At 53.2% G+C, this 21,081-nt stretch carries 13 protein-coding genes; 1 reads left to right on the top strand and 12 read right to left on the bottom strand.

The genetic code is table 11. The features are described from left to right. The coding region (locus THIDRDRAFT_RS26785) for a hypothetical protein (RefSeq protein ID WP_139058733.1) at positions 1-235 on the top strand (235 nt) is incomplete at its 5' end. A 75-nt stretch (positions 236-310) separates the two neighbouring features. On the opposite strand, the gene THIDRDRAFT_RS27105 is transcribed toward THIDRDRAFT_RS26785, so the two are convergent. The 12 genes from THIDRDRAFT_RS27105 to flgG form a co-directional block, all read right to left on the bottom strand. After that, positions 311-442, bottom strand: a complete 132-nt coding sequence (locus THIDRDRAFT_RS27105) for a hypothetical protein (RefSeq protein ID WP_281054767.1) — start codon at positions 440-442, stop codon at positions 311-313. Between the two features lie 124 nt (positions 443-566). Then, on the bottom strand, positions 567-4,343 hold the full coding sequence (locus THIDRDRAFT_RS13705; protein ID WP_007041456.1) for a methyltransferase domain-containing protein: 3,777 nt from the start codon (positions 4,341-4,343) through the stop codon (positions 567-569). A 100-nt stretch (positions 4,344-4,443) separates the two neighbouring features. Further along, positions 4,444-4,944: a hypothetical protein gene (locus THIDRDRAFT_RS13700; protein WP_007041455.1), complete on the bottom strand. Its 501-nt coding sequence runs from the start codon at positions 4,942-4,944 to the stop codon at positions 4,444-4,446. A 153-nt stretch (positions 4,945-5,097) separates the two neighbouring features. Then, complete coding sequence (locus THIDRDRAFT_RS13695; RefSeq protein ID WP_007041454.1) at positions 5,098-6,327, bottom strand: FkbM family methyltransferase; 1,230 nt, start codon at positions 6,325-6,327, stop codon at positions 5,098-5,100. A 48-nt stretch (positions 6,328-6,375) separates the two neighbouring features. Next, the gene (locus THIDRDRAFT_RS23870) at positions 6,376-13,089 is read right to left on the bottom strand and encodes a tetratricopeptide repeat protein (protein ID WP_007041453.1); all 6,714 of its coding nucleotides are present in this window, start codon (positions 13,087-13,089) and stop codon (positions 6,376-6,378) included. Positions 13,090-13,293: 204 nt separating this feature from the next. After that, positions 13,294-13,647, bottom strand: coding sequence for a hypothetical protein (locus THIDRDRAFT_RS13685; RefSeq protein ID WP_040844850.1), 354 nt, complete (start codon positions 13,645-13,647; stop codon positions 13,294-13,296). Positions 13,648-13,702: 55 nt separating this feature from the next. Then, positions 13,703-15,004, bottom strand: coding sequence for a flagellar hook-associated protein FlgL (flgL, locus tag THIDRDRAFT_RS13680; RefSeq protein ID WP_007041452.1), 1,302 nt, complete (start codon positions 15,002-15,004; stop codon positions 13,703-13,705). A gap of 15 nt (positions 15,005-15,019) precedes the next feature. Then, entirely contained in the window at positions 15,020-17,212 is a 2,193-nt protein-coding gene (gene flgK / locus THIDRDRAFT_RS13675; protein WP_007041451.1) for a flagellar hook-associated protein FlgK, read from the bottom strand. An 81-nt stretch (positions 17,213-17,293) separates the two neighbouring features. Then, positions 17,294-18,337 (bottom strand): flagellar assembly peptidoglycan hydrolase FlgJ, encoded by a 1,044-nt coding sequence (gene flgJ, locus THIDRDRAFT_RS13670; protein WP_007041450.1) that lies wholly within the window; start codon positions 18,335-18,337, stop codon positions 17,294-17,296. Positions 18,338-18,343: 6 nt separating this feature from the next. Next, positions 18,344-19,534, bottom strand: a complete 1,191-nt coding sequence (locus THIDRDRAFT_RS13665) for a flagellar basal body P-ring protein FlgI (RefSeq protein WP_007041449.1) — start codon at positions 19,532-19,534, stop codon at positions 18,344-18,346. A gap of 33 nt (positions 19,535-19,567) precedes the next feature. Further along, a complete protein-coding gene (gene flgH / locus THIDRDRAFT_RS13660) occupies positions 19,568-20,257 on the bottom strand; it encodes a flagellar basal body L-ring protein FlgH (RefSeq protein WP_007041448.1) in 690 nt (229 codons plus the stop codon). A 20-nt stretch (positions 20,258-20,277) separates the two neighbouring features. Continuing rightward, on the bottom strand, positions 20,278-21,069 hold the full coding sequence (gene flgG, locus THIDRDRAFT_RS13655) for a flagellar basal-body rod protein FlgG (RefSeq protein WP_007041447.1): 792 nt from the start codon (positions 21,067-21,069) through the stop codon (positions 20,278-20,280). Positions 21,070-21,081 lie beyond the last annotated feature (12 nt).

The raw sequence follows: 21,081 nt of genomic DNA, 5'->3' as shown, positions 1-21,081 counted from the left end.
GGATCCCCAGATCCTCGCTCAGCGCCACGCCCTCAACCAGGTCGCACGCGACCAACACCCCGAACGCTGGAGTGGGCCAACGCGCAACTGGACGCCGATTACGGTCGTCTCCCTCAACCCGGAGCGCGATCTGGAACANACCCCCGTTAGATCACGCGGTGTGACAACGATGCAGGCGACAACTACCTTGACAATTACCGCATGCGCTGCCACGGAACGCCACGTGCCCCAGTGATTTCAGGCCATCCTGGCGATAGCGCTTGAAGTGGTTGCGCACCGTATTCGGGTCGATCTGTAGCACCTCGGCGATTTACTCCGCTGTCCAGCCGGTCGCGAGCAGAACAACCGCCTTGATCCGATCAGCCTCGCGTTTATCGCGCGTACCTCGGTGGGCCGCACGCAGTTCCGCGAGTTGCTTATCAGTGAGGTGGTAGTCAGGCATGGCGAAGATTCTACAGATTCGGTTGAGTGTCACAAAATGCCTGTCCGCAAAAAACTCAAATGAGAGCGGTATACATACTCGCTTTTTGAATAGTTCGGGGACTTGACAATGTCGGAATATCACATTAAACGGCTATAAAATCAGGACGAAAATCCCCGGACACGTGATATTCGTATCTAATAGCGTGCTTTGCATCGACTGCAACCTGCACCAAGACTGATTGAAAGAAAGGATCTTCTCCAAATTCATATCTTGCCACCCGATCTGAAGCCTGCAGCCAAACCTCAGTCCGATCATATGACTCCCAAGGAGTCAGAGGCATCTCAGGCATATAGACGCATGGCACTCTCATACAGTAGAACTGAATTGCCACTAACGCGTAAACACGATCTACTACTGACGGCGAAAGCCGCGACAGGTCGGCGACATCCGAAAGCAGCTGGTAATAATCCGCCAAAGACTTCGGCTCATGGGTGAAGCCGTGCCCCGAATAATGAGCTTGCCCAGCCAATATCACAGGGATACCTTGCGACGCAAATTCTATACCAGCAGTTCCCGTAACAGTAACGATCGCATGCGTGAAATCAAAAAGCGACTGATTATTGATATCGGCAGGAGCGAGAGCAATATGCGAATAGCTCGCAAACGCCTCGTACACCATTTCAGCACTGACTTTCGAATTGTAATATTTATCATCGGGATGCGGCTTGACGACCCAATTAACTCGATCAATCCCAATGACGTGAGTTAGCGTTTGCTTAAGCCATTGATAATAATCGTCAAACAGCCAAGAACGAAAACTGTGAGGAGCATCTGGAAAGGTATGAGAGAACAATACGACAATCGGTTTTTTAGGATCGATTCCAACCGCCTCACAGAATTCAGTCCTAGTGTAAAGCTTGCGACTATCTTCATACGCCTCCGAATACCAGAGCGCCATCCCACTCCTTCCGGCGCTGCTTGCATTTGAGTTAAACTGATTAGATAGATGCTCTTTTCCTTTAGCGACTACATGATCATGATGAACATCCCAAAAATAAGCGAATTCGCGCGCATCCACAGCCCGCTGATTCTCCTGCAACTCATCTGGCCGCGTATATTTTCTCACCAATAGAGGACTAGGTTTCTTCGCGTAAACAGGAACCTCATGAGACACAGAGACACGCGCAAGGATGCCAAATCGCGTATAAACAGTATGACCAACGACTGTAGCCACAACGCTATTGGCACGATAAATCGAATTATATATTTGATAATACCCTATTGCGCTTATTGCGGACTGCAACAACTGATCATCGAGCCGATCAACTGTGACATTACCAGTATTTCGCAAGTACATATCATAGATCAAGTCACCCACGCGAATATCATTAACTTTGAGTTCGAGCAAGGCGTTACGAAGTTCAGAGCCAGAACCCTGCAACGCCTCGTACATGGATAACTGCTGCGCCTTTGTAATCAACTTACCAATATCTTCCTCATAATAATAATCTGTAATGCCATAAGATTCTGCCAGCGCATGCATATAGACATCTTTTCGATTAGGAAGAATAGCCTTTATATTGCAGCCATAAATCTGCTGCAGATATTTTGCAAGCACCGCATTAGCAATAAAATAACCCGGATGACCGACTAACAATTCTACTATGACGCACTGATCTGAACGAGTCGGCTGAATCTTTGCCCAACGCTGTGTGTTGTGCAGCAGAAACAACCTCAGGGCTTCGTTTTCGGCCTTATTCTTTGCCTGCCGCTCCTCATCAGAAATGGTGGCGGGCTGCTCTTTCACTTGGATGAATTTCGCGCGCTCTTTCTCGGTGAATATCGAGCCTGACCAAGCCTCTCCGTCTCGCGTGAGTTCCAGAACATAGCGGTCGCGATCCGCTTGCCCATGGTTATTGAGCAGTTGAAATCCAGGGAAAAATTCACTAACACCCTTGATTAGGTGATCAACATCCTCATACGACCAAGCTGTAGTCGTAATCCAGCGACCGTCGACCGGTTTCGCACCCTGTTCATGCAAACGGCACTCAATAATGACCCGTTTACAGGACTTCGCGATTAGTTCTGCATTCCGTAACACCTGTTGGGTGTGATGAAGCACAGAAAACAACATCACCGTATCAAAGCTGCCCAACTCCTCGGCCCGATCAAGGTCGACACAGTCGAAGGTGATGCCGTCACCGCGGATATTGGACAGCATCTTCGCGCCGCGAATGACACAAGGGTCAAGATCGATGCCCTTGACCTCACATTCTCGACTGGCAAGATAGGCGCACAAAAGCCCTGAGTTACAACCGACATCAAGCACCCGCTCACCAGGAAAAAAGCGCACGAGATCCATCAAACGCATACGAGCTTCAAGCGTACGTTCACCATGGGCGACGATATTGGGCAAATCGATCGTATGGTAGATCTTGGACGGGTTAAGCGTGGTCTCGGCCGATCTGAAGAGCGTTGTCTGGCCGATGTCAATTCGCCCCTGATCAAGCCTGGATAGAATATCCTGCTCCAGCCGAATCCCAGGGAAATAATTAAACAAACCATTGAACTTGAATCGAGAATACTTGGCACGAACCCGATCATCAGCCCAGCGCAGAAAATCGAGCAGTGGCATCTCGATTTGCGGCTGCTCTAGCGGCTCGGCTTGATCGTAATCGATCAAATAACAGACCTGGGTTTCGGGACATAGGCGAATGTTGTCAGGCTTCAGGTCGGCATGAAACCAGCCCAGTTTTCGCTGCTCCTCCATCGTAAACAGCAAATCTTGGAGGCCCACAGCAGGCTGACTTGACAGGTAGGGCAGCAAGAGCGCTGGCAAGGTCTCGGAAGCCCCTTTCGGCAAGCGGCACACGTCTACCAATGTGCTAGATTGAACACTCCCCACACCATGCAACGTTGGGCAGCTAATGCAACCAAGCCGGTTGAGTTCGCGAATGATCTCCGCCTCTTGAAGTAAATTGTTGCGTTTGAGTGGGTGTGGCTCCAATTCGATTTTGACGAACCAGCGTTGATCTGAGGATCGCCCAAACAGCGCATAATCGGTATAGCCTAGCGGCAAAACCTCCAGAATTTTTCCGTCATCACAATCGATTACGAAGGAGCGATTGCTTCGACATGGAAGATACTGAAGGTCGGCGATCGGAAATTCCAAGGGAGTTGTAACACGTGGCGGCGTTGGCAATGGCCGTGATAGCAGATTGCTCTTACGGTTCGCAGCCGAAACGCGGCTCGACAATTCTCGCCATACCTCATGGTTCGGATTATCCGAGTGAAGAAATTGGCTATCCGCGCCGAAACTGATTGATTTCCCCAAACGCATTGCGCAAAGCGCGAGCCGCGTCTCCATAAAGAACGAGCAATTCGGATTCTGCTTTATTCTAGATAACCGTGGCAGGTGCGATTCTGTATCGATGTAGCTGGTACCGCCCGAGCACAGCTCAAGGGTTTCCAGTAATGCTGCGTTCAGCCATTGGGAAATATCACCCTGAGCGACGGAACGATGGTCATAGTCCGCAAGCGGGGGCAGAAAAGGCCAGTTCAAGACAGATGGCGCATTTTCCGGACGCAGTTCAATTTGGGTTAGAGGTTCCAGACACCCCACAACCGATCGATATAATCCGAGTTGGAAATATACCCTCCCCAACAGAAGGCGCGTTGAAACCGGAACATCGCCAAGCGCATAAATCTTCTCTAAATCATCACGACAAACTTGCAGGCGCCGATAATTATCCGCGACGAACTGCATGTCTTTCTGCAAGGACAGATAAGAATCCAATGCCTGCTCATAAGCCAGCCAGATTGGCTCCGCCGATTTTTTTTCTTGCCATTGCGCTAAAAATGGTTGCGCAAATGGCAAGTCAGCGAATTGGTCGAGCCAAACTAAACCAGAATCAGACATAGCGACCGTCCATCTCTTAACGAAACCTAGGCTGTTTTACAGGGCAACCATACTCTCGCATGAGAGGCCCTAAAAATCATATAAATGAGAGCAGCAGCTCTTAAAAGCTAAAATCCGGTCTCTCCAAAACGTCCAATGCCTCTCTTAGGCTTGCCTGCAGCCAATCCGCAAGCCCTCCTTCAACCATGCGATGATCGAAGGATTCGATCGGAGCTAGAAATGGACGATTGATCTGGATCTGCAATTCCTTTGGAAGCTGCTCTGCCAGCCAGGGCATAACCTGCAATAGTTGATCGATCGCATCAATTGCCGCCTGGCGGTCACCCAAATCGGCATTGAGTCGAATCAACGCGAGACCGGTTCCAATATGCCCGTCTCCGCTGGCAGCTAATTCCTGAAACTGCTTAAGCGATTGACGTATCGCGTTTTTCTGTTCGCTCAAGGAGCCGGACTGCTCGCGCAGTTCTAGATATCCATTCAACGCCTGCTCGTAAGCAGCCCAATATTTATCTCTTGAGTGATCGGCAATCTGCCAGCCGATAAGAAATGGCTGCGCATAAGGAAATGATGCAAGCTTTGCCGACCAGGGTATTGGGTTCATAAGCACTCTCGATAAGATCGATTCAAAAAAATATCATGACGAAATGTCAAGATCGAGGATCCCATCAAAACCGCCAACAACGATAATCACAGGCGATCCTGTACCAAGCGATCCTCACAAGCGCAAGCATCTAGAAAGATCCTATTATGCGCGTCAAATCATCAAGTCCGCTTGCCTCAGCCTAGCTGCGATTTGGTCTCGACAGGCAAACAAACTCCGATGCCGATCGATATCCTCTGCGCGTTCGTCTTCAAGCGGAACCAGCAAACCAAGACTTGGTATTGGCCGATAGATGCTCATATCCAGCCTGGCAAAGGCTTCAATCAATTCCACTGCTCGCTCTTCATCTGGGGTGATACCGAACATGACCAAGGGATCCTGCACGGAACAGAACTCCATACCCCCGCTGAGAATCGCGGTTGTATCGACTGATACATCCAAGCGCAGAAGATCGATCCTAGAACCGGCAAGGCATTCAGGATCCGAGAGACAATCATCAAGTGAAAGCATCTGCACCCTCTCGGTAGAGGTGCCGTTTCCCCGACGCGAGGCAGCGCCATAGGTGTCGACAGGAATATCGACTTCACCCGTACTATCCGAGAGCCCTTGCGGAATCAAGGTCACCAGGGATTCAAGGCGATTGTCCCTGATGCTACGGTTCAAAAAGCTACGCGACTCAGCGATCGGCTCCAAGGCAACGACCCTCCCCTGCCCTTGCATCTGCTTGGCTATGCTCAGGGCATAGACACCATAGCCTGCGCCGACATCCAATATGCTCATTCCCGGCTGGATATAACGGCGTAGAAAAGCGAGCCCCGGATCAAGCCAGTCACCCTGCTCAAGTAGGACGTAGGTTGTCAGGCAATGAATATCCGAGGGGACGTGGATGCGAAGCCCATCCTGGATGGTAACCACCAGCGATTCTTGTTGCGCGGCTGAAGCGGTTACGGCAGCAGGGGCTATACACTCAGACGGCTTGGCAACAGGATCCTCCCGGGTCTCGATTCCCTGCCTCTGCCGATCCTGAAAGGCCGTATCGATCAACTCCCGTAGTTCGCGGGTCAAGGTTAGATCCAACCCGATGGCCTCTGCCCGATCAAGTACGACTTGCGCCTGCTCCGGTCGCTGAGCGATCAGAAAACCCTGAGCAAGCCCCAGCCAATAGCGGCTCGTGTCCGGCGCAAGCTCCAATGCCCGCTGTAGATGCGCCAAGCCCTCGTCGATCAAACCCTTTTCGAGCGCTAGAAGACCTAAATAGTGACTAGCCTCGTCGTTATCGGCGTCGATTACCAACAGCGCACGGTAGATGTGCTCAGCCGCATCAAGCCGCCCATCCGAATGATGGGCGATGGCGTCACCGAGCAATCCTTCAGTCTTTGTCATGGGAATATGTCCAGGCTGATCCTGTGATTAACCGCAACCATCCATCGCCTAGCGTCCACGGGCCGATACCTCGAACACTCGCGGCTGATCTCCCTGGCAGAAGATACGCCACATCTGACGGAAGGCAACCTCTAGGGTACGAGTAAAGGTCAGTTCGTCACGCAATGGACTCTGCTCGACACGCCGACGCAGATCCGCGCGTAGCGCGCACAATCGATCCTTGTCCCCCGATAGGTCCTTGGAAATTCGAATATATTCCTCCTCGGAACCGGCGATGAGATCGGTCAAGCCAACCCGCGTCAGTAGGCTTGCGCCAACCCGAGCGACATGACGATCACCGAGCAGCGTGATGACTGGAACCCCCATGAAAAGCGCCTCACAGGTCGTGGTGGTGCCATTGTAGGGATAGGTGTCGAGAGCGATATCGATAACGCGATACGATGCCAGATGCTTCAGATAACCAGACGCGCGGGGCAAAGTTTCGAGACGCTCCCTGTCAATGCCGTGTTCGATGAAGTAGGCAACCACGCGCCCCCAAACATGGCCTTCAGTCGTTGTCGGCGTCTTGAGAACAAGACGCGCATTCGGCACCGCAAGCAGCAAATCGCACCAAAGCCGCAAGGTTGTAGAGGACACCTTAGCGAGATTGTTGAAGGATCCGAAGGTGATCTGGCCACGCTCACGACACGGGAGCGGACCGACATCGAGCGTGAAAGCGGAGTCTAGGGGGCGGTAGCAAAGAAACCCCTGTGGCAAACGAATCAGGCGCTCGGAATGATAGACGTCGGCATCACCCACCGGATCGGTCACTTCATCCACCAGTCGATAATCCATTGCCTGAAGGCCCGTGGTATTGGGATAGCCGACCCAAGTGATCTGCACCGGTGACGGTCTCGCGGCAAATGTCAGCAAGAAATTTCCATCCGTGTGGCCGCTCAGATCGATCAAGATGTCAATCCGATCGGCGCGGATGCGATTGGCGAGCGCACGCGCGCCCAAGCCAGCGCACTCAACCCAGACGTCGGCCAATTTGCGAAATGTTACAGTGACCTCATCCTGCCGAAGGCTTGTCATGTAGCAATACGTCTGGCAGACACGACGGTCGAGTCGTTCGAGTATGGGCAGGATAAAAAAGGCCACGGAATGATGGCGAAAATCACTCGACACCAGACCAATACGCAGACACCTTTCGGGATTGCGATCGATCGCCGACGAAGGAGGCAACCGAAAGACCGACGAGGCCTGATGTCGATCGAAGGAGAGGTGTTCCGCGTAAACCTGATCGCGCGAGACGGCATCCTGATAGTTCAGACACAACAAACGGTTGTGCCACGCCTCAATCAGGTTGGGCTGAATGCCCATAGCCTGACGATAACAAGAGGAAGCGGTCTCCAGATCACCTTGATCCTTGAAGACATTGCCGCGGTTGGTCAGAGCATCCGCTGATTCTGGTTTGACAACCAGCGCCGCGTCGAAACTCGCCAATGCCTCCCTGAACCGTCCACAATTCTGTAGAAGAATACCGCGTTTGTTCAACGCATCGACATCGTCTGGCCTGATATTTAGAAGATGGTCGAAACTCGCAAGCGCGTCCTCGAAACGCCCCATCCGATATAGAGTCAAGCTGCGATTGGCATGAACCTCGGCCGAGTCCTGATTGATGAGGAGCGCCTGATCGTAGCAGTTAAGAGCCTCATCGAAACGGCCGAGATCGCTTAGGGCAGCCCCCATGTTGGCGTAGGCGAGAACGAATCGAGGATCGATGTCCAAGACACGCTGGAAGCAACCCAATGCCTCACTAAGACGCCCAAGATGCTGCAGGGCGGAGCCTAGAGCATTGATACATTCGGCATCTCCAGGAGCTAACCGATTCGCTGCCAACAAATGAGGAAGAGCATCCTCATGCCGATTGAGTTTGACCAGGGTGGTTCCCAGGATTTTCCAGCCAAACATGGCCCGAGGATACAGATTGACCAGTTGATGGGCGGCGATCTCCGCCTCGACATAACACCCTTGATTGAACAGCCGGATCACGGCGTCTTCTTCCGAGAGGCTGGGAGACAAGGGCTTATGCTTTTTTAACCTCGCACCATCATCCGATAGCACTATATCAGCCGACTCCCGAGACCCGTTCGTCAATTTCTTGGAGTGTTTTTTTTTTCGTGCTCTTTTCTCGTCATGTCGGGTTAACGGCGAATCAGAGACTACGGATTCGTCTCCCGAGGCTGGATTCTCAGGATAGGAGCCATCTAGGTTCCGCTGCTCTGAATTATGACGATACGTGACCGTTTCATCGCCAACCTCGAACAAGCGTGGAGGGTCGCCCTCGCACCAGATACGCCACATCTGACGCAATGCCTGCTCCAATTCACGCGTAAAGCCGATCTCGTCACGCAGAGGATGTGTGGCAAGACGGTCACGCAACCCGGCTCTCATCTTCTTCAGGCTCTCAGGGTCACGCGCCAGGTCCCTAGCGATCCGGATATAGTCCTCGGTCGACTCAGCGATCAATTCGGGTAAACCGGCGTGGGTCAATAGGCTTCCACCAACCCGCGAGGCATGGCGGTCACCCATCAGGCTAACCACGGGCACTCCCATGAACAGCGCCTCGCAGGTCGTTGTGGTACCGTGATAAGGAAAGGCATCGAGCGCGATATCGAGACGCTGATACTGCACGAGATGCTCCATATAAGAAGGCGCGCGCGGCAACATCTCGACTCGATCTGTTGCAATACCCTGATCCGCCAAATAAGCGACCAGTCTATTCCAGACATCGATATCAGAAGCCGTATGCGTCTTGAGCAGAAGCCGTGCGTCCGGCACGGCCTTCATAACGCCACCCCAGAGATCGAGTGTGGTATTTGTGATCTTGGCGAGATTATTGAAAGATCCAAAAGTGACTCGATTCCGCTCCAGGCAGGGCGGCAAACCGACAGGCAAGTCCTCTCCGCTCGTCCAGGGCCGATAGCAAAGAAAACCCCGAGGGAGACGAATGAGCTTTTCGGAGTGAAACGCATCCGCCTCACTGACAGGATCGGTGATTCCATCGACGATGCGATAATCCATGGCTTTGAGACCAGTAGTATTGGGATAGCCGATCCAGGTAATTTGAACTGGGGCCGGCCTGGCGGCAAACGCCAACAGCGCATTTGGGCTGGTATGGCCATTCAGATCCATTAGCAGATCGATTTCATCCGCCCGTATACGCTCAGCGAGTTCCTGGTCGGAAAGACCAGAACATTCGAACCAGGCATAGGATGCCTGCTGCAACGCCTGAGTGACATCATCCCGCCGGTGACTTTTCGAATAACAGAAGACTTGAAACTGATCACGACTCAGATTTTCCAAAACTGGTAACAAGAAAAAGGTTACTGAGTGTAAACGTAAATCCCCAGACACAAGTCCCAACCGCAACACCCGGCCCGGATCCTTGTTCCGCGTCGAAAGCGGTGGCAGCGGCACGACTTGAGACGCTAGTTGTTGCTCAAAAGCTTGGTGCTCAGCGAAAATCCGAGCGGGAGAAATACTGGAATCATAATTTAGACAAAGCAGAAGATTGCTGTAAGCTGCTTTGAGATCGGGTTGGCTTTCTAGCGCCTTGCGATAACAGGAAACAGCATCATCCAGCAAGCCTATATTTTTGTAAACATTACCTAAATTGTTATGCGCCTGGGGGTAAATCGGAAGTAGTTCCAAGGCCCGAATTTGGCTATCCACCGCCTCGCCAAGGCGCCCGAGTTCATCCAATGCCACCCCTCGGTTACAGTGAACTTCAGGGTTTTCCGGGTTGAGATCCAGCGCCTTGTCATAGCACTTCATCGCCTCGTCAAAACGATTCGTATCCTTATATGAGGTACCAAGATTGATGTGTGCTTCAACATAATCCGGATTAATCTCTATCGCCCGCTTGAAACATCCTATGGCCTCCTCGAAACGGGATAGGTTTAGCAAGGCATAACCCAAATTATGGATCGACTCATCTTCCTCTGGGCAGAGCCTGATCGCTTCAAGCAAATAGGGAATCGCGGCCTCGTTCCGCTCAATTTTCACGAGAATAGTTCCAAGCGCTTTCCAACCGAACATTGACGAAGGATAACGCTCAGTAAGACGTCTCGCGGACTGTTCGGCTTCGGAGTAACGTCCATCTTTGAACAATCGCAGAACGCTAGCGCAATCATTAGTAGTCAAGCCATCATTCGGAGCATCTCTCAGCACCAGCTCATTTTTCAATCGCCGCAACGCACTCAAACCGCCACCCTTACGCCTGACCTGCTTCTTCTTGCGCTTCTTCTTCAATTTCTCTGGGGGCTTTGTTTTTAGAGGTGAAAGGACGCTTGGAATGTTATTCGGAACATTATGAGCATCCTCAACCTCAAATACCCTCGGCGAATCTCCGGCGCACCATATTCGCCACATTTGGCGCAAAACCTGCTCGAACATACGAGTAAAACCCAATTCATCACACAACGAACTGGACTCGAAACGTGCTCGCATTGTCATGCGCAGTTCGCTCAGACGTTCCCTATCGGTTGCTAAGCTCACTGCAATACGCACATAGTCATCTGCAGAATTTGCAATCAAACTAGGTAAACCAACCTGATTCATCAGACTGACACCCACACGTCCAGCATGACGATCACCCGCAAGCGTGACCACCGGCACCCCCATAAACAGCGCCTCACAGGTTGTCGTGGTACCCTGATAAGGATAGGTATCAAGCGCAATATCGATCTCTCGATACTGGCTCAAGTGCTCTAAATAAGAAGGCGCACGGGGCAAAATCTTGACACGGTGCGAATCGACTCCGCGCTCGGTAAGCCGACCGAGCATATAATCCCAAAATCGAGTATCCCTAACACTATGACTCTTGAGTACCAGGCGAGAATCCGGCAGGGCCCGCAACACGTTGCCCCAGAGATCCAGCGTATCCGGTGTCAGCTTAGCGATATTATTAAACGACCCGAAGGTGATGCGCCCTATATCAAGACAGGGAAGCCCAGAAACAGACAGCGACGCTCCCGTATTCCAAGGGCGATAACAGAGAAAACCTTGAGGGAGACGAATTAGACACTCTGAGTGGAACGCATCGGCTTCACCGATAGGATCCGTCATCTCATCGACCAGCCGGTAGTCAATGGCGTTCAAGCCGGTCGTGTTTGGATAACCGATCCAGCTAATCTGTACTGGTGCGGGCTTGGCGGCAAAGGCAAGAATCGCATTCCCCTCCGAATGACCACTAAGATCAAACAACAGATCGATTTGATCTGAACGAACACGGTCACCCAAAGCAGCTGCGCTCAACCCAGATGCTTCAACCCAAATATCCGCCAGCCTACGAAATATTTTGGTAATTTCGTCACGCTTCAGAGAAGTGATATAACAAAATATCTGAAAATTCCGCCGATCAATATGTTCGAGAACGGGAAGCAGAAAGGAGGCCACAGAATGCTGACGGAAATCACCGGACACAAACCCAATTCGCAACTGACGATCAGCATCCTCAGCGACTGAAGCAATAGAGGCTAATTGCTGAATACGAGAACCCTGATAACGCTCAAACTGACAATGCTCAGCAAATATCTTTTCGCGCGAGATATCCGACTGATAATTCAGGCAGAAGAGTAAATTTTGCCTTGCCTGAAGCATTTCCGGTTGCACGTCTAAGGCTTGACGATAATAGCCCAACGCCTCTGCAATAAAACCTTGATCCTTGAAAACATTACCGCGATTGGTCAGGGCAAAGGTGTTTTTCGGCTGAACAGCCAGAATGGATTCGAAGCAATCCGCAGCGGCATCGAGGTGCCCCAGATCCTGCAACACAAGACCCTTCAGGTTCAGAGCATCAAGATCGTCGGACTGTATCCTCAAAACATTGCTGCAAGCTTCAAGCGCTTCCTCAGACCGATCGAGTTCTTTCAATAACAAACCACGATTACTGTGAGCCTTGGCATAATTCGGTTGAAGATTGACTGCTCGAGCATAGCTTTGCAATGCCTCTTCCATGAACCCCATATGCTGCTGAACGAGCCCTTGATTATTCCAAATCTCTGCACTGGCAGGCTCCAGATCCAAGGCATCGCGATACATCTCCAGCGCCTTATCGAACTGATCCAGCCCTCGATAGGCTCGGGCTAGGCTGTTGAGCACCTCCGCATCCGCTGGCGTTAAACGCCTTGCCGTTTCCAAAACCTCCAAGGCAGCCGGATACCTGCCATCACGCACCAGTAGTGTCCCGAGGACTTTCCAAGCAAAGCCGTCATCCGAACTTTTCTCTGTCAACTTACGGGCAAGAATTCTAGCTTGCAGTAACTTCCCCCTCCGCAACAGATCTAGCAACTGATCTTTCATGCCATCGACTGATGGCTTACTCTCAACCAAACGAGAAAAATCACCATTTTCCAACTTGGATGAATCGTAAATTATTGTATTCTTCAGTGCGGATATTTCTTCCGACGCAACACCATGCGAAGATGCCTGATCAATAGCAATCAACGCATCTCGCTGCCTGTCAAGACTCATCAAAACCCGCACAAGAGAGACTCGATAGATGAGCGTCTGAGGTGAATTTTCGACTGCGGTTTGCAGATGGGTCAGCCCAGCCTCTGCGCTGCCGCTCGCAACGAGTGCAACGCCAAGATTATGATTTGCCTCCGGGTTATAAGCGTCGAGCGCAATCACCGCTCGATACAGATGCTCAGCCGCCTCTTGACACCCAGAATCCTGATAGGATTTTGCCTTTGCTAGAATCTCTTGGAGCGTCATTAACCTCTATCCCATCCCATTACACACAAGTCTAAAATTCCTTTATAAATAATATTTTAGCGAAGCGGTGACAGAGCACCGGAATCCAAGTCGAGGCATACAAGATCAACAAGTTACGGTGTCGGTTGAACGCAAAGACCTCGGCAGCGGGACTTGTGTGTAATGGGATGCCTCTATCCCGGACATCCAACATCGAAATCAGTTTCAGCCAGACATTTTCTTGACAGCGACAACCCCGTAAGCAGAATCCAGCGAGCGTTTTTTCCCTCCCCCTTTCTTAGATCCGGCCCGCAGATCTTCTAACGATCGCCCCAGCGCCCCCTTTCTACGGATTGCCTTCATAGAAACGCAATGTTCAATTTCACGAATAGATTTCAGCTGATCTAACAGAACCCGATCAGTTTCACCTAAAGATCCACAATCAATAATCCCCTGGACCATTAAGGCACGCTGCTTCTGAATTCTTTTGACCATCACCCAATCATCACCAAGCGCCGCATCTCGCATCTGCAGCGTAGCGGCATTCAGATCAGCGATTAAACGCGAAAGACTGGCCATTATAAATTTCAATCTCTTTGAGCAGCACAACACAAACCACGGCCAAAACACTATATCACATATAGTCAAACAGGCTCATCTTAGTGACCTGAGTATAGGTTTGCTGAGCGGCTTCCAGGACAACCTGCTCCATTTTAAATCTACTAATTGCCTCAGCATAATCAAGATCTCGAACATCAGACAGCGTCGAGTTCAGATCGAGTTTTCGCTGACTATTCAGATCCGTCTGAACATCTATTGCATTTAGCCGCAGACCCGCAGAAGTCCTCACCTCATTCATCCTTTCGAGACTGGAGTCGATGTTATTGAACGCAATATCCACCGCCCTGGAAAGAGTCTCTCTACCTGCACTATCGGTGGCCAGAGGTGCCTCGAATGCCGTTGCGATTGAGTCAAGGGTTTCGAATATGCTAACGTAACGCGCTGGACGAGAGGTCACTGTATCTCCATCTTCGGGAACACCAGAAAGCGTTACGCTACGACCCGCGAATTGGATCGGAAAAGGTAAAGCCGGATCGAACACCACATCCTGGATCGGCTGATCGCTCTTATCCAGGACAACAGATGAACTCGCAGCATCGAAGACCGTATATTCCATATCGTTCGTCACTGTATTCAGTTTGAACTCGATATTAAAAGTTCTATCGGAATTCGGGCCATCAAAGCCAGGGCCATAATCCACAGACTTTACATATTCATCGTAATCGGTGACTGCAGTTTCCGTAACAACCAGCGAACCAGTATTGTCTTCAGCGGGAAGCGCCTCGATCAGCTTTCCACTCTCTTCCGGAATATTCATAAAAATCGACTTTCCGGTATCACCGACCTGTATAGACCGGGTCCCGCTGATAGCTACGTTGCGCACGGAACCTTCGCCATCAGCCCCGACATAGGAAACCTGACCATCGCCATCAACGGCGAATGGCTGAACGAACGATTCCGTCCCAGAAAACAGGTACTCTCCGTTCGAATCCTTTGAGTTAGCAAGACCTAAAATACCTTCGCGCAGCTGACGAATCTCGCTCGCAAAGGTCATACGATCAGCTTGATTATAGCTATCGTTATTTCCGAGAACGATCAACTCTCGCGCACGCTGCAGATAGTTTTCATAGCTATTCAGTTGCGCCTCCTCTTGCTCTAGGCGCGGCTGAGCCAGATCTACATTACGCTGGTATTGCTCCGTCGCATTGATTGCCGCCGATAGCTGAACCGAAACGGTCGCTCCACTCGGGTCGTCGGATGGCGTCAGAATACGCTGCCCAGTCGCCATCTGAAGGTTCGTATGGTTCAGATTCGACTGCGCCCGCTGCAGCGCCGAGAGGCCAGACTGAAAAATTTGACTGGTCGATAGACGCATGACTTTCTCCAAACATCAACGGACGACGTTGAGGATTGTATCGAACAGGGTTCTAGCAACGGAAATTACTTGAGATGACGCCTGATAGGCCTGTTGATAGCGGATCAGGTCGGCCGCTTCCTCGTCCAAATTGACGCCCGATAGGGCATCTCGCCGAGCCTGCGCAGAAGCGAGCAAATTTTCACTCGAATCACGTATAACTTGAGCCCGTTTCGTTTGGGTGCCCACATCCGCTATAATATCGGTATATCCTCCCTGAATAGTCGTTTTTTCTTCGATTAGACGCTGATCCTGAATATCAGCCATCGCAACCATGTTGCGGTTATCGCCTTCATAGGTGTCGTTGCGGCTAACGATAAACCGATCCTGGTCCGCTGGCGTACCTGAAACCGTCAACTCCCATCCATTAGCGCTGATAGTCGTAATTCCGTCGGTTGTGCTGACCAATGGTGCTGGAGCCACATCGACCCAGGTATCCACACCCGCGACATCCTCCAACGTCTTTACCGAGTAGCCTGTCGTATCGTCATATGTAACGAGCGCTTCCTTGAAGAGTGTCGCAGAATCCGTAGTATCGAGTGCACGCACACTATCGATAACAGCGGATCCAGTATTGAGCTCACTGGGTTTGGCCTTAACCGCACCTGCCGCAGCAAGATCGGCGGTATCCTTCATAGAGACGGATAACTGGCTTGCGGCATTTCGGGTCGGACGGATCAACCAGTTGTCACCGGCATCGGCGCCGCTGATCGATGAAACATCGATCTTGAGCCCATCGGCCATCACGGCACCAGTCGGTTGGATATCCCACGTATCGAGTGCTGCAGCTCCAGTGAGAGCAGAGGTATCGATCTTCATACCATCACCGACCAGCACATTCGGATTGCTCGGATCGGCTGTTAGCGGAACCACCGCGCTATCTGACAAACGTGTCAGCTGATAATTTGTACCATCGTAGTCCAGGCGATAGCCACCCGTATCGAAGGTCGACGTATCCGTGACTTCGATCTCTGGAACAGCCGTCTCCGTATTTCCACCCCCAGCCGCACCCGCCACCTCTGGAGTCAGCGCCACGACAGTTCCATCTGGAATCGTTCGCAACTGATAGTCAGTACCACCATAGACCAAGCGATAATCACTAGCCGTCAATTCAGAGACCTTTTCGATCGTGACCGCCGGTATTCCAGTGGCCGTATTCAATTGTCCGAAGTTAACGGAAACTTCGGGCATATTAAAGATATCTTGACCGAGCTCACCATCCATGTCCAAGCCGAGCCGATTCTGTTCGTTATAGGCCGACGCAATGTTCAGGCCGATCAAGCCAAGCTCGTTCTGTGATCGGTCGAGAAGGTCATTACGGGTGTCCAGCAGGCCACCAATCTCTCCGCCCGAAACGAAGCGTGTTATCCTGGAAATGGTCCCGTCTGTCGGAGATTTGATACCAATATCAGGATTGACCAAATCTCCAGAAAGATGCTCAACGACTAACTCTCTAGCGTTTGAGCCCATCACCAGCGCCTGACCGCTACCGATGAAGACATTGACCTCTCCATTCTCTTGAGTGGTCAAACTGACATCGATCTTATCTGCGAGCTTATTCAGGAGATTGCTGCGTTGATCGAGCAGGTCGTTCGGCGCTTCGCCCGTTGCGGAAGCAGAAACGATGTTTCCGTTGAGCTTGGCCAATGCCGTCGCATAGTCGTTGATCTCATCCACGGAGGTTTCGATCTGGTCGTTGATCAGGGCCCTTTGCTCTTCAAGCTGATTGGCAATGGAGTTGAAACGCTCCACCAGCGATACAGCGTCTCCCAACATCACAGTCCGTGAAGACATAGAGGTCGGATCGCTCGCGACATCATGAGCGGAATTCAAATAACTTTCGAGCACAGGCTCAAGCCCGGTACTCTCATCGGCGAACAAGGAATCCAACTCCTCGGCATATGCAGCCATCACCTGAGCATAGGCATTGTCGGTCCGACTTGACCGCAGCTCCGTGTCGACCCAATCGCGCTGCAACCGCTGAATGCTGGAGGCCTGAACCCCTCGCCCAATATAATTCCCTCCAAAATACTCTGGCTTATTGGCCTGAAACTCGACCCGTTGCCGGCTGTAGCCCTCGGTGGAGGCATTGGATATGTTATGCCCGGTGGTCGACAGACCCGTTTGAGAGGCCCGGAGGCCGGACAATGCGATTCCCAGTAAGCTCATGACATCACCGTTTGGAGGATAGGGTATGGCAACGCTGGATTCGGTCGGGACAGGATCCACCAAAAACGCCTGACATCCCGCTCACCCCTCATTCGGACTATCGGCCATGTTCGCCGAAACTTGAGTCTCGACGGCGGCACCGAGCGCCATCACTCGGTTACGAATTCCAAGTACTTTAGAAGCATAGCTCGGATCGGTCGCATAGCCTGCCGCCTGTAGGCCACGGATAAAGTCCTCGGCATTGGTACTCCCCAATGCCTCACGATAGCGCGGATTGCGTCTGAGAAAGGCGACGTAATCGACGAACGAGTCAGCCGGATCCTCATAGGCACGAAATTTGGCTCGTTCGCGCTGCGCAACGCCGTTGCGATACTCCAGGGTGCCCACACTGACCCGGTCACCCTCCCAGCTCCGATCCGCCTTGATACCGAACAGGTTGAAGCTACTGCTTCCATCCGCATGACGCGGGACATGCTTACCCCACCCCGTCTCCAGCGCGCTTTGGGCGAGCAGGATGCTGGTATCCATGCCGAGAGCCTCTGCTGCCCGATCGGCATAGGGTTTCAGATAGGCGACGAAGTCTTCCGGACCAGCCGGCGGCCACTGCCCCGTTGACTGGCCAATGGCCGAGGCCGGCACGCCTTCGGGTATCCCTGACGCCACCTTTTCGACGCTGCCCGAATCCGCCGAGGAGCCTGCGTCAACTTGATGACGCAAAAAAGATCTCAGCGCTGTATTACGCTCGGGCACCCGCAAGGAGGAACCCTGATCGCGCTCGTCGGGATGCTCGGAGAATTGAGGTGCGAGCTGGCGCAGCAGGGCCTTGCGGATCCCCATCCCGTCCCCCTGACTGATGACGCTCGCGATCTGCTGGTCATAGAGATCCTGGTAGAGCTTGGTCTGCTCCGAGTCGAATATCCCATCGCCGAACGAAGCGGACCGCATCTGCTTCAGCATCTGCCCGACCATCAACGCCTCGAATGCCCTCGCCGCAGACTCCAGTCCGGCCTGCCCCCCCTGCTTGGCGCTTTTCTCCAACGCCTGATAGCTGGACGGGTCGCTGACGAGGCCGGTTTGGAGTCCCGCCCCAAGGGCCGCGCTGGAGCTGTTGGAGGCCGGAATCATGACGGATCAGATGACGACGAGGTCGGCCCGTAACGCGCCGACCTCGCGCAAGGCTTCAAGAATGGCCACGAGGTCGCCCGGGGCCGCGCCGACCTCGTTGACCGCCTCGACGATATCGCCCAGCGAGGTGCCCGGCGCGAAAAGGAACATGCGATTGTTGTCCTGCTTGACGTCGACATTGGTCTGCGGCACCACGGCGGTCTGACCCTGACCGAACGCATTAGGCTGCGAAACCCCGGCATTCTCGGCGATGGTAACCGTCAGGTTGCCATGCGAGACGGCCGCCGGGAGCACCTTGACCCCGGAGCCGATCACGATGGTTCCGGTGCGCGCGTTGATGACGACCCGTGCCGGCGGCTCGGCGACCGCAACCTCGAGATTCTCGACCTGCGAGACGAAGGAGACGCGCCGCCCTGGGTCGCTCGGTGCACGCACCTGAACCGAGGTGGCATCGATCGGCTGGGCGATGTCGTCGGCGAAATACTGGTTGATGATATCGGCCATGCGACTGGCGGTCGTAAAATCGGCCTTCTTGAGGTTCAGGACCATCGAATTGCCCTTGGCGAACCCACTCGGAACCTCCCGCTCGACCGTTGCTCCATCCATGATGCGCCCGACACTCGGGATATTAACCGTGATACTGCTGCCATCGGCCCCGTCGGCTCCAAAACCACCAACCGTCAGATTGCCCTGGGCCATCGCATAGACCTGTCCATCGGCCCCCTTGAGCGGGGTCATCAGCAAGGTGCCTCCGCGCAGACTCTTGGCGTTGCCAAGCGACGAGACCGTCACGTCCAGCTGCTGTCCAGGCTTGGAAAAGGCCGGAAGATCCGCCGTGATCATGACTGCGGCGACGTTCTTGGTCTGGGGATTGGTGCCGGGCGGCACGGTGACGCCCAACTGACCCAGCATGTTTTTGAGACTCTGTACCGTAAAGGGCGACTGTGTCGTCTGGTCACCAGTTCCATTGAGTCCCACGACCAGTCCATAGCCCACCAGTTGGTTCTTGCGCACACCCGCGATGGTTGCGAGATCCTTGATGCGCTCCTGGCTCAGCAGATCCTCATTGCCTCCCGACCCCGTTCTCAGACCGTATTCGTCGAGCGGTTCGCCATTTCCCGCGTATACATACGCCACGCTAGTCAGACCCACGAGGGTCGCGCAAGCGATGAGTGCAAGGGACTGGATTCTTTTCATCGACATTCTCGGCTCAGTATGTAGACCGAAGCGTCAGATCGGCCAGATTGGACTGTTGAAGAAACGGGTCAGCCAACCGGGCGCATTGCTGTCACGTAGAGTCCCGGTTCCGGCGTAGGAGACCTCGGCGTTAGCGATTTGCGTCGATTGGATCGTGTTGGTAGTGGAGATGTCGACCGGGCGGATGATGCCGCGCAGTCGCACGTATTCCGACCCTTGATTGATGCTCAGCCATTTCTCGCCTTGAACGACCAGATTCCCGTTGGGCAGTACCTCGGCAACGGTCACTGTGATATCCCCGGTCAGCGAATTGCTTTGACTGGAGTCGCCCGCGCCATCGAAGGTCCGCGAGCCGTTTCCAGAGGCGGCCAGCAGGTCGGTACCGGCCAAGGTGCGCCCAGCCACGGAAATATCGCCAAGACTCATGTCGAGCCCGGAATCCTTCGAGGTGCTAGTCGCCGACGATTTCTTGGCGTCGGTCTTCTCGACCAGTTCAACCGTAACCAGATCGCCGACCCGGCGCGCCTTGTAATCCTCGAACAGCCCTTGAGCCTGGGATGCCTGGAAAATAGCTCCATTGTTGGCGCCGGCCGGAACGGGCGCGATGGGCGCCACGGGGCGATACTCGGGCGAATCTCCTGGCCGCGGCGGATTGAGGGTGCCGCAAGCGCCGAGCGGCAAACACACCATCGCAACCAAGAGGAGATCCGTAAAACGCATCATGACCGCCTTCCCCCGCGCGACTAGCGGGCCAGGTTGTTGTTGACGAACTGCAGCATGGAATCTGCGGCGGCGATGGCCTTGGAATTCACCTCATAGGCGCGCTGCGTCTCGATCATGTTGACCAGTTCTTCCGCCATGTTGACGTTACTGGTCTCCAGAGCACCCTGGAGGACGCTTCCGACACCGTTCTGACCGGGATTGGCCTGCTGTGCGGCACCCGATGCGGCCGTTTCCAGATAGAGATTCTCTCCCACCGGCTGCAGACCGGCCGGGTTGATGAAATCCGCAAGTTGAATGTTGCCCAATTGAACCGGAGCGGCCTGATCGGGCAATTGGGCCGTCACCGTGCCATCCTTGCCAACCGTGATGGCCTGGGTGTTCTCTGGAACCACCAAACCGGGCTGCAAGGCATAGCCGTTGGACATCACGACCTCCCCGTTCGCGTTGAGCTGGAAGGTTCCATCGCGTGTGTAGCCAAGCTCGCCGTTGGGCATGAGGATTTGGAAAAACCCGCGGCCCTCGATCGCCATGTCGAGCGAGTTCTCGGTCTGAACGAATCCCCCTTGCCCAAACAGCTTCTCGGTCGCGACCGTGCGCACACCTGCACCGAGCATCAGTCCCGAAGGCAACTGGGCCTCCTGCGTCGCCTGCGCGCCCGGTTGCCGAATGGTCTGATAGATGAGGTCCTCGAAAACGGCGCGCCCTTTCTTAAAGCCGTTGGTATTGACGTTCGCCAGATTGTTCGAGACCACCGACATGCGGGTCTGCTGGGCATCGAGGCCTGTCTTGGCGATCCAAAGGGCTTGATTCATGATCGATCTCCA

This window comes from Thiorhodococcus drewsii AZ1 (genome assembly GCF_000224065.1).
GTDB lineage: Bacteria > Pseudomonadota > Gammaproteobacteria > Chromatiales > Chromatiaceae > Imhoffiella > Imhoffiella drewsii.
The sequence above is the reverse complement of the archived record's forward strand: the minus strand, read 5'-3'. Positions and strand labels throughout refer to the sequence as shown.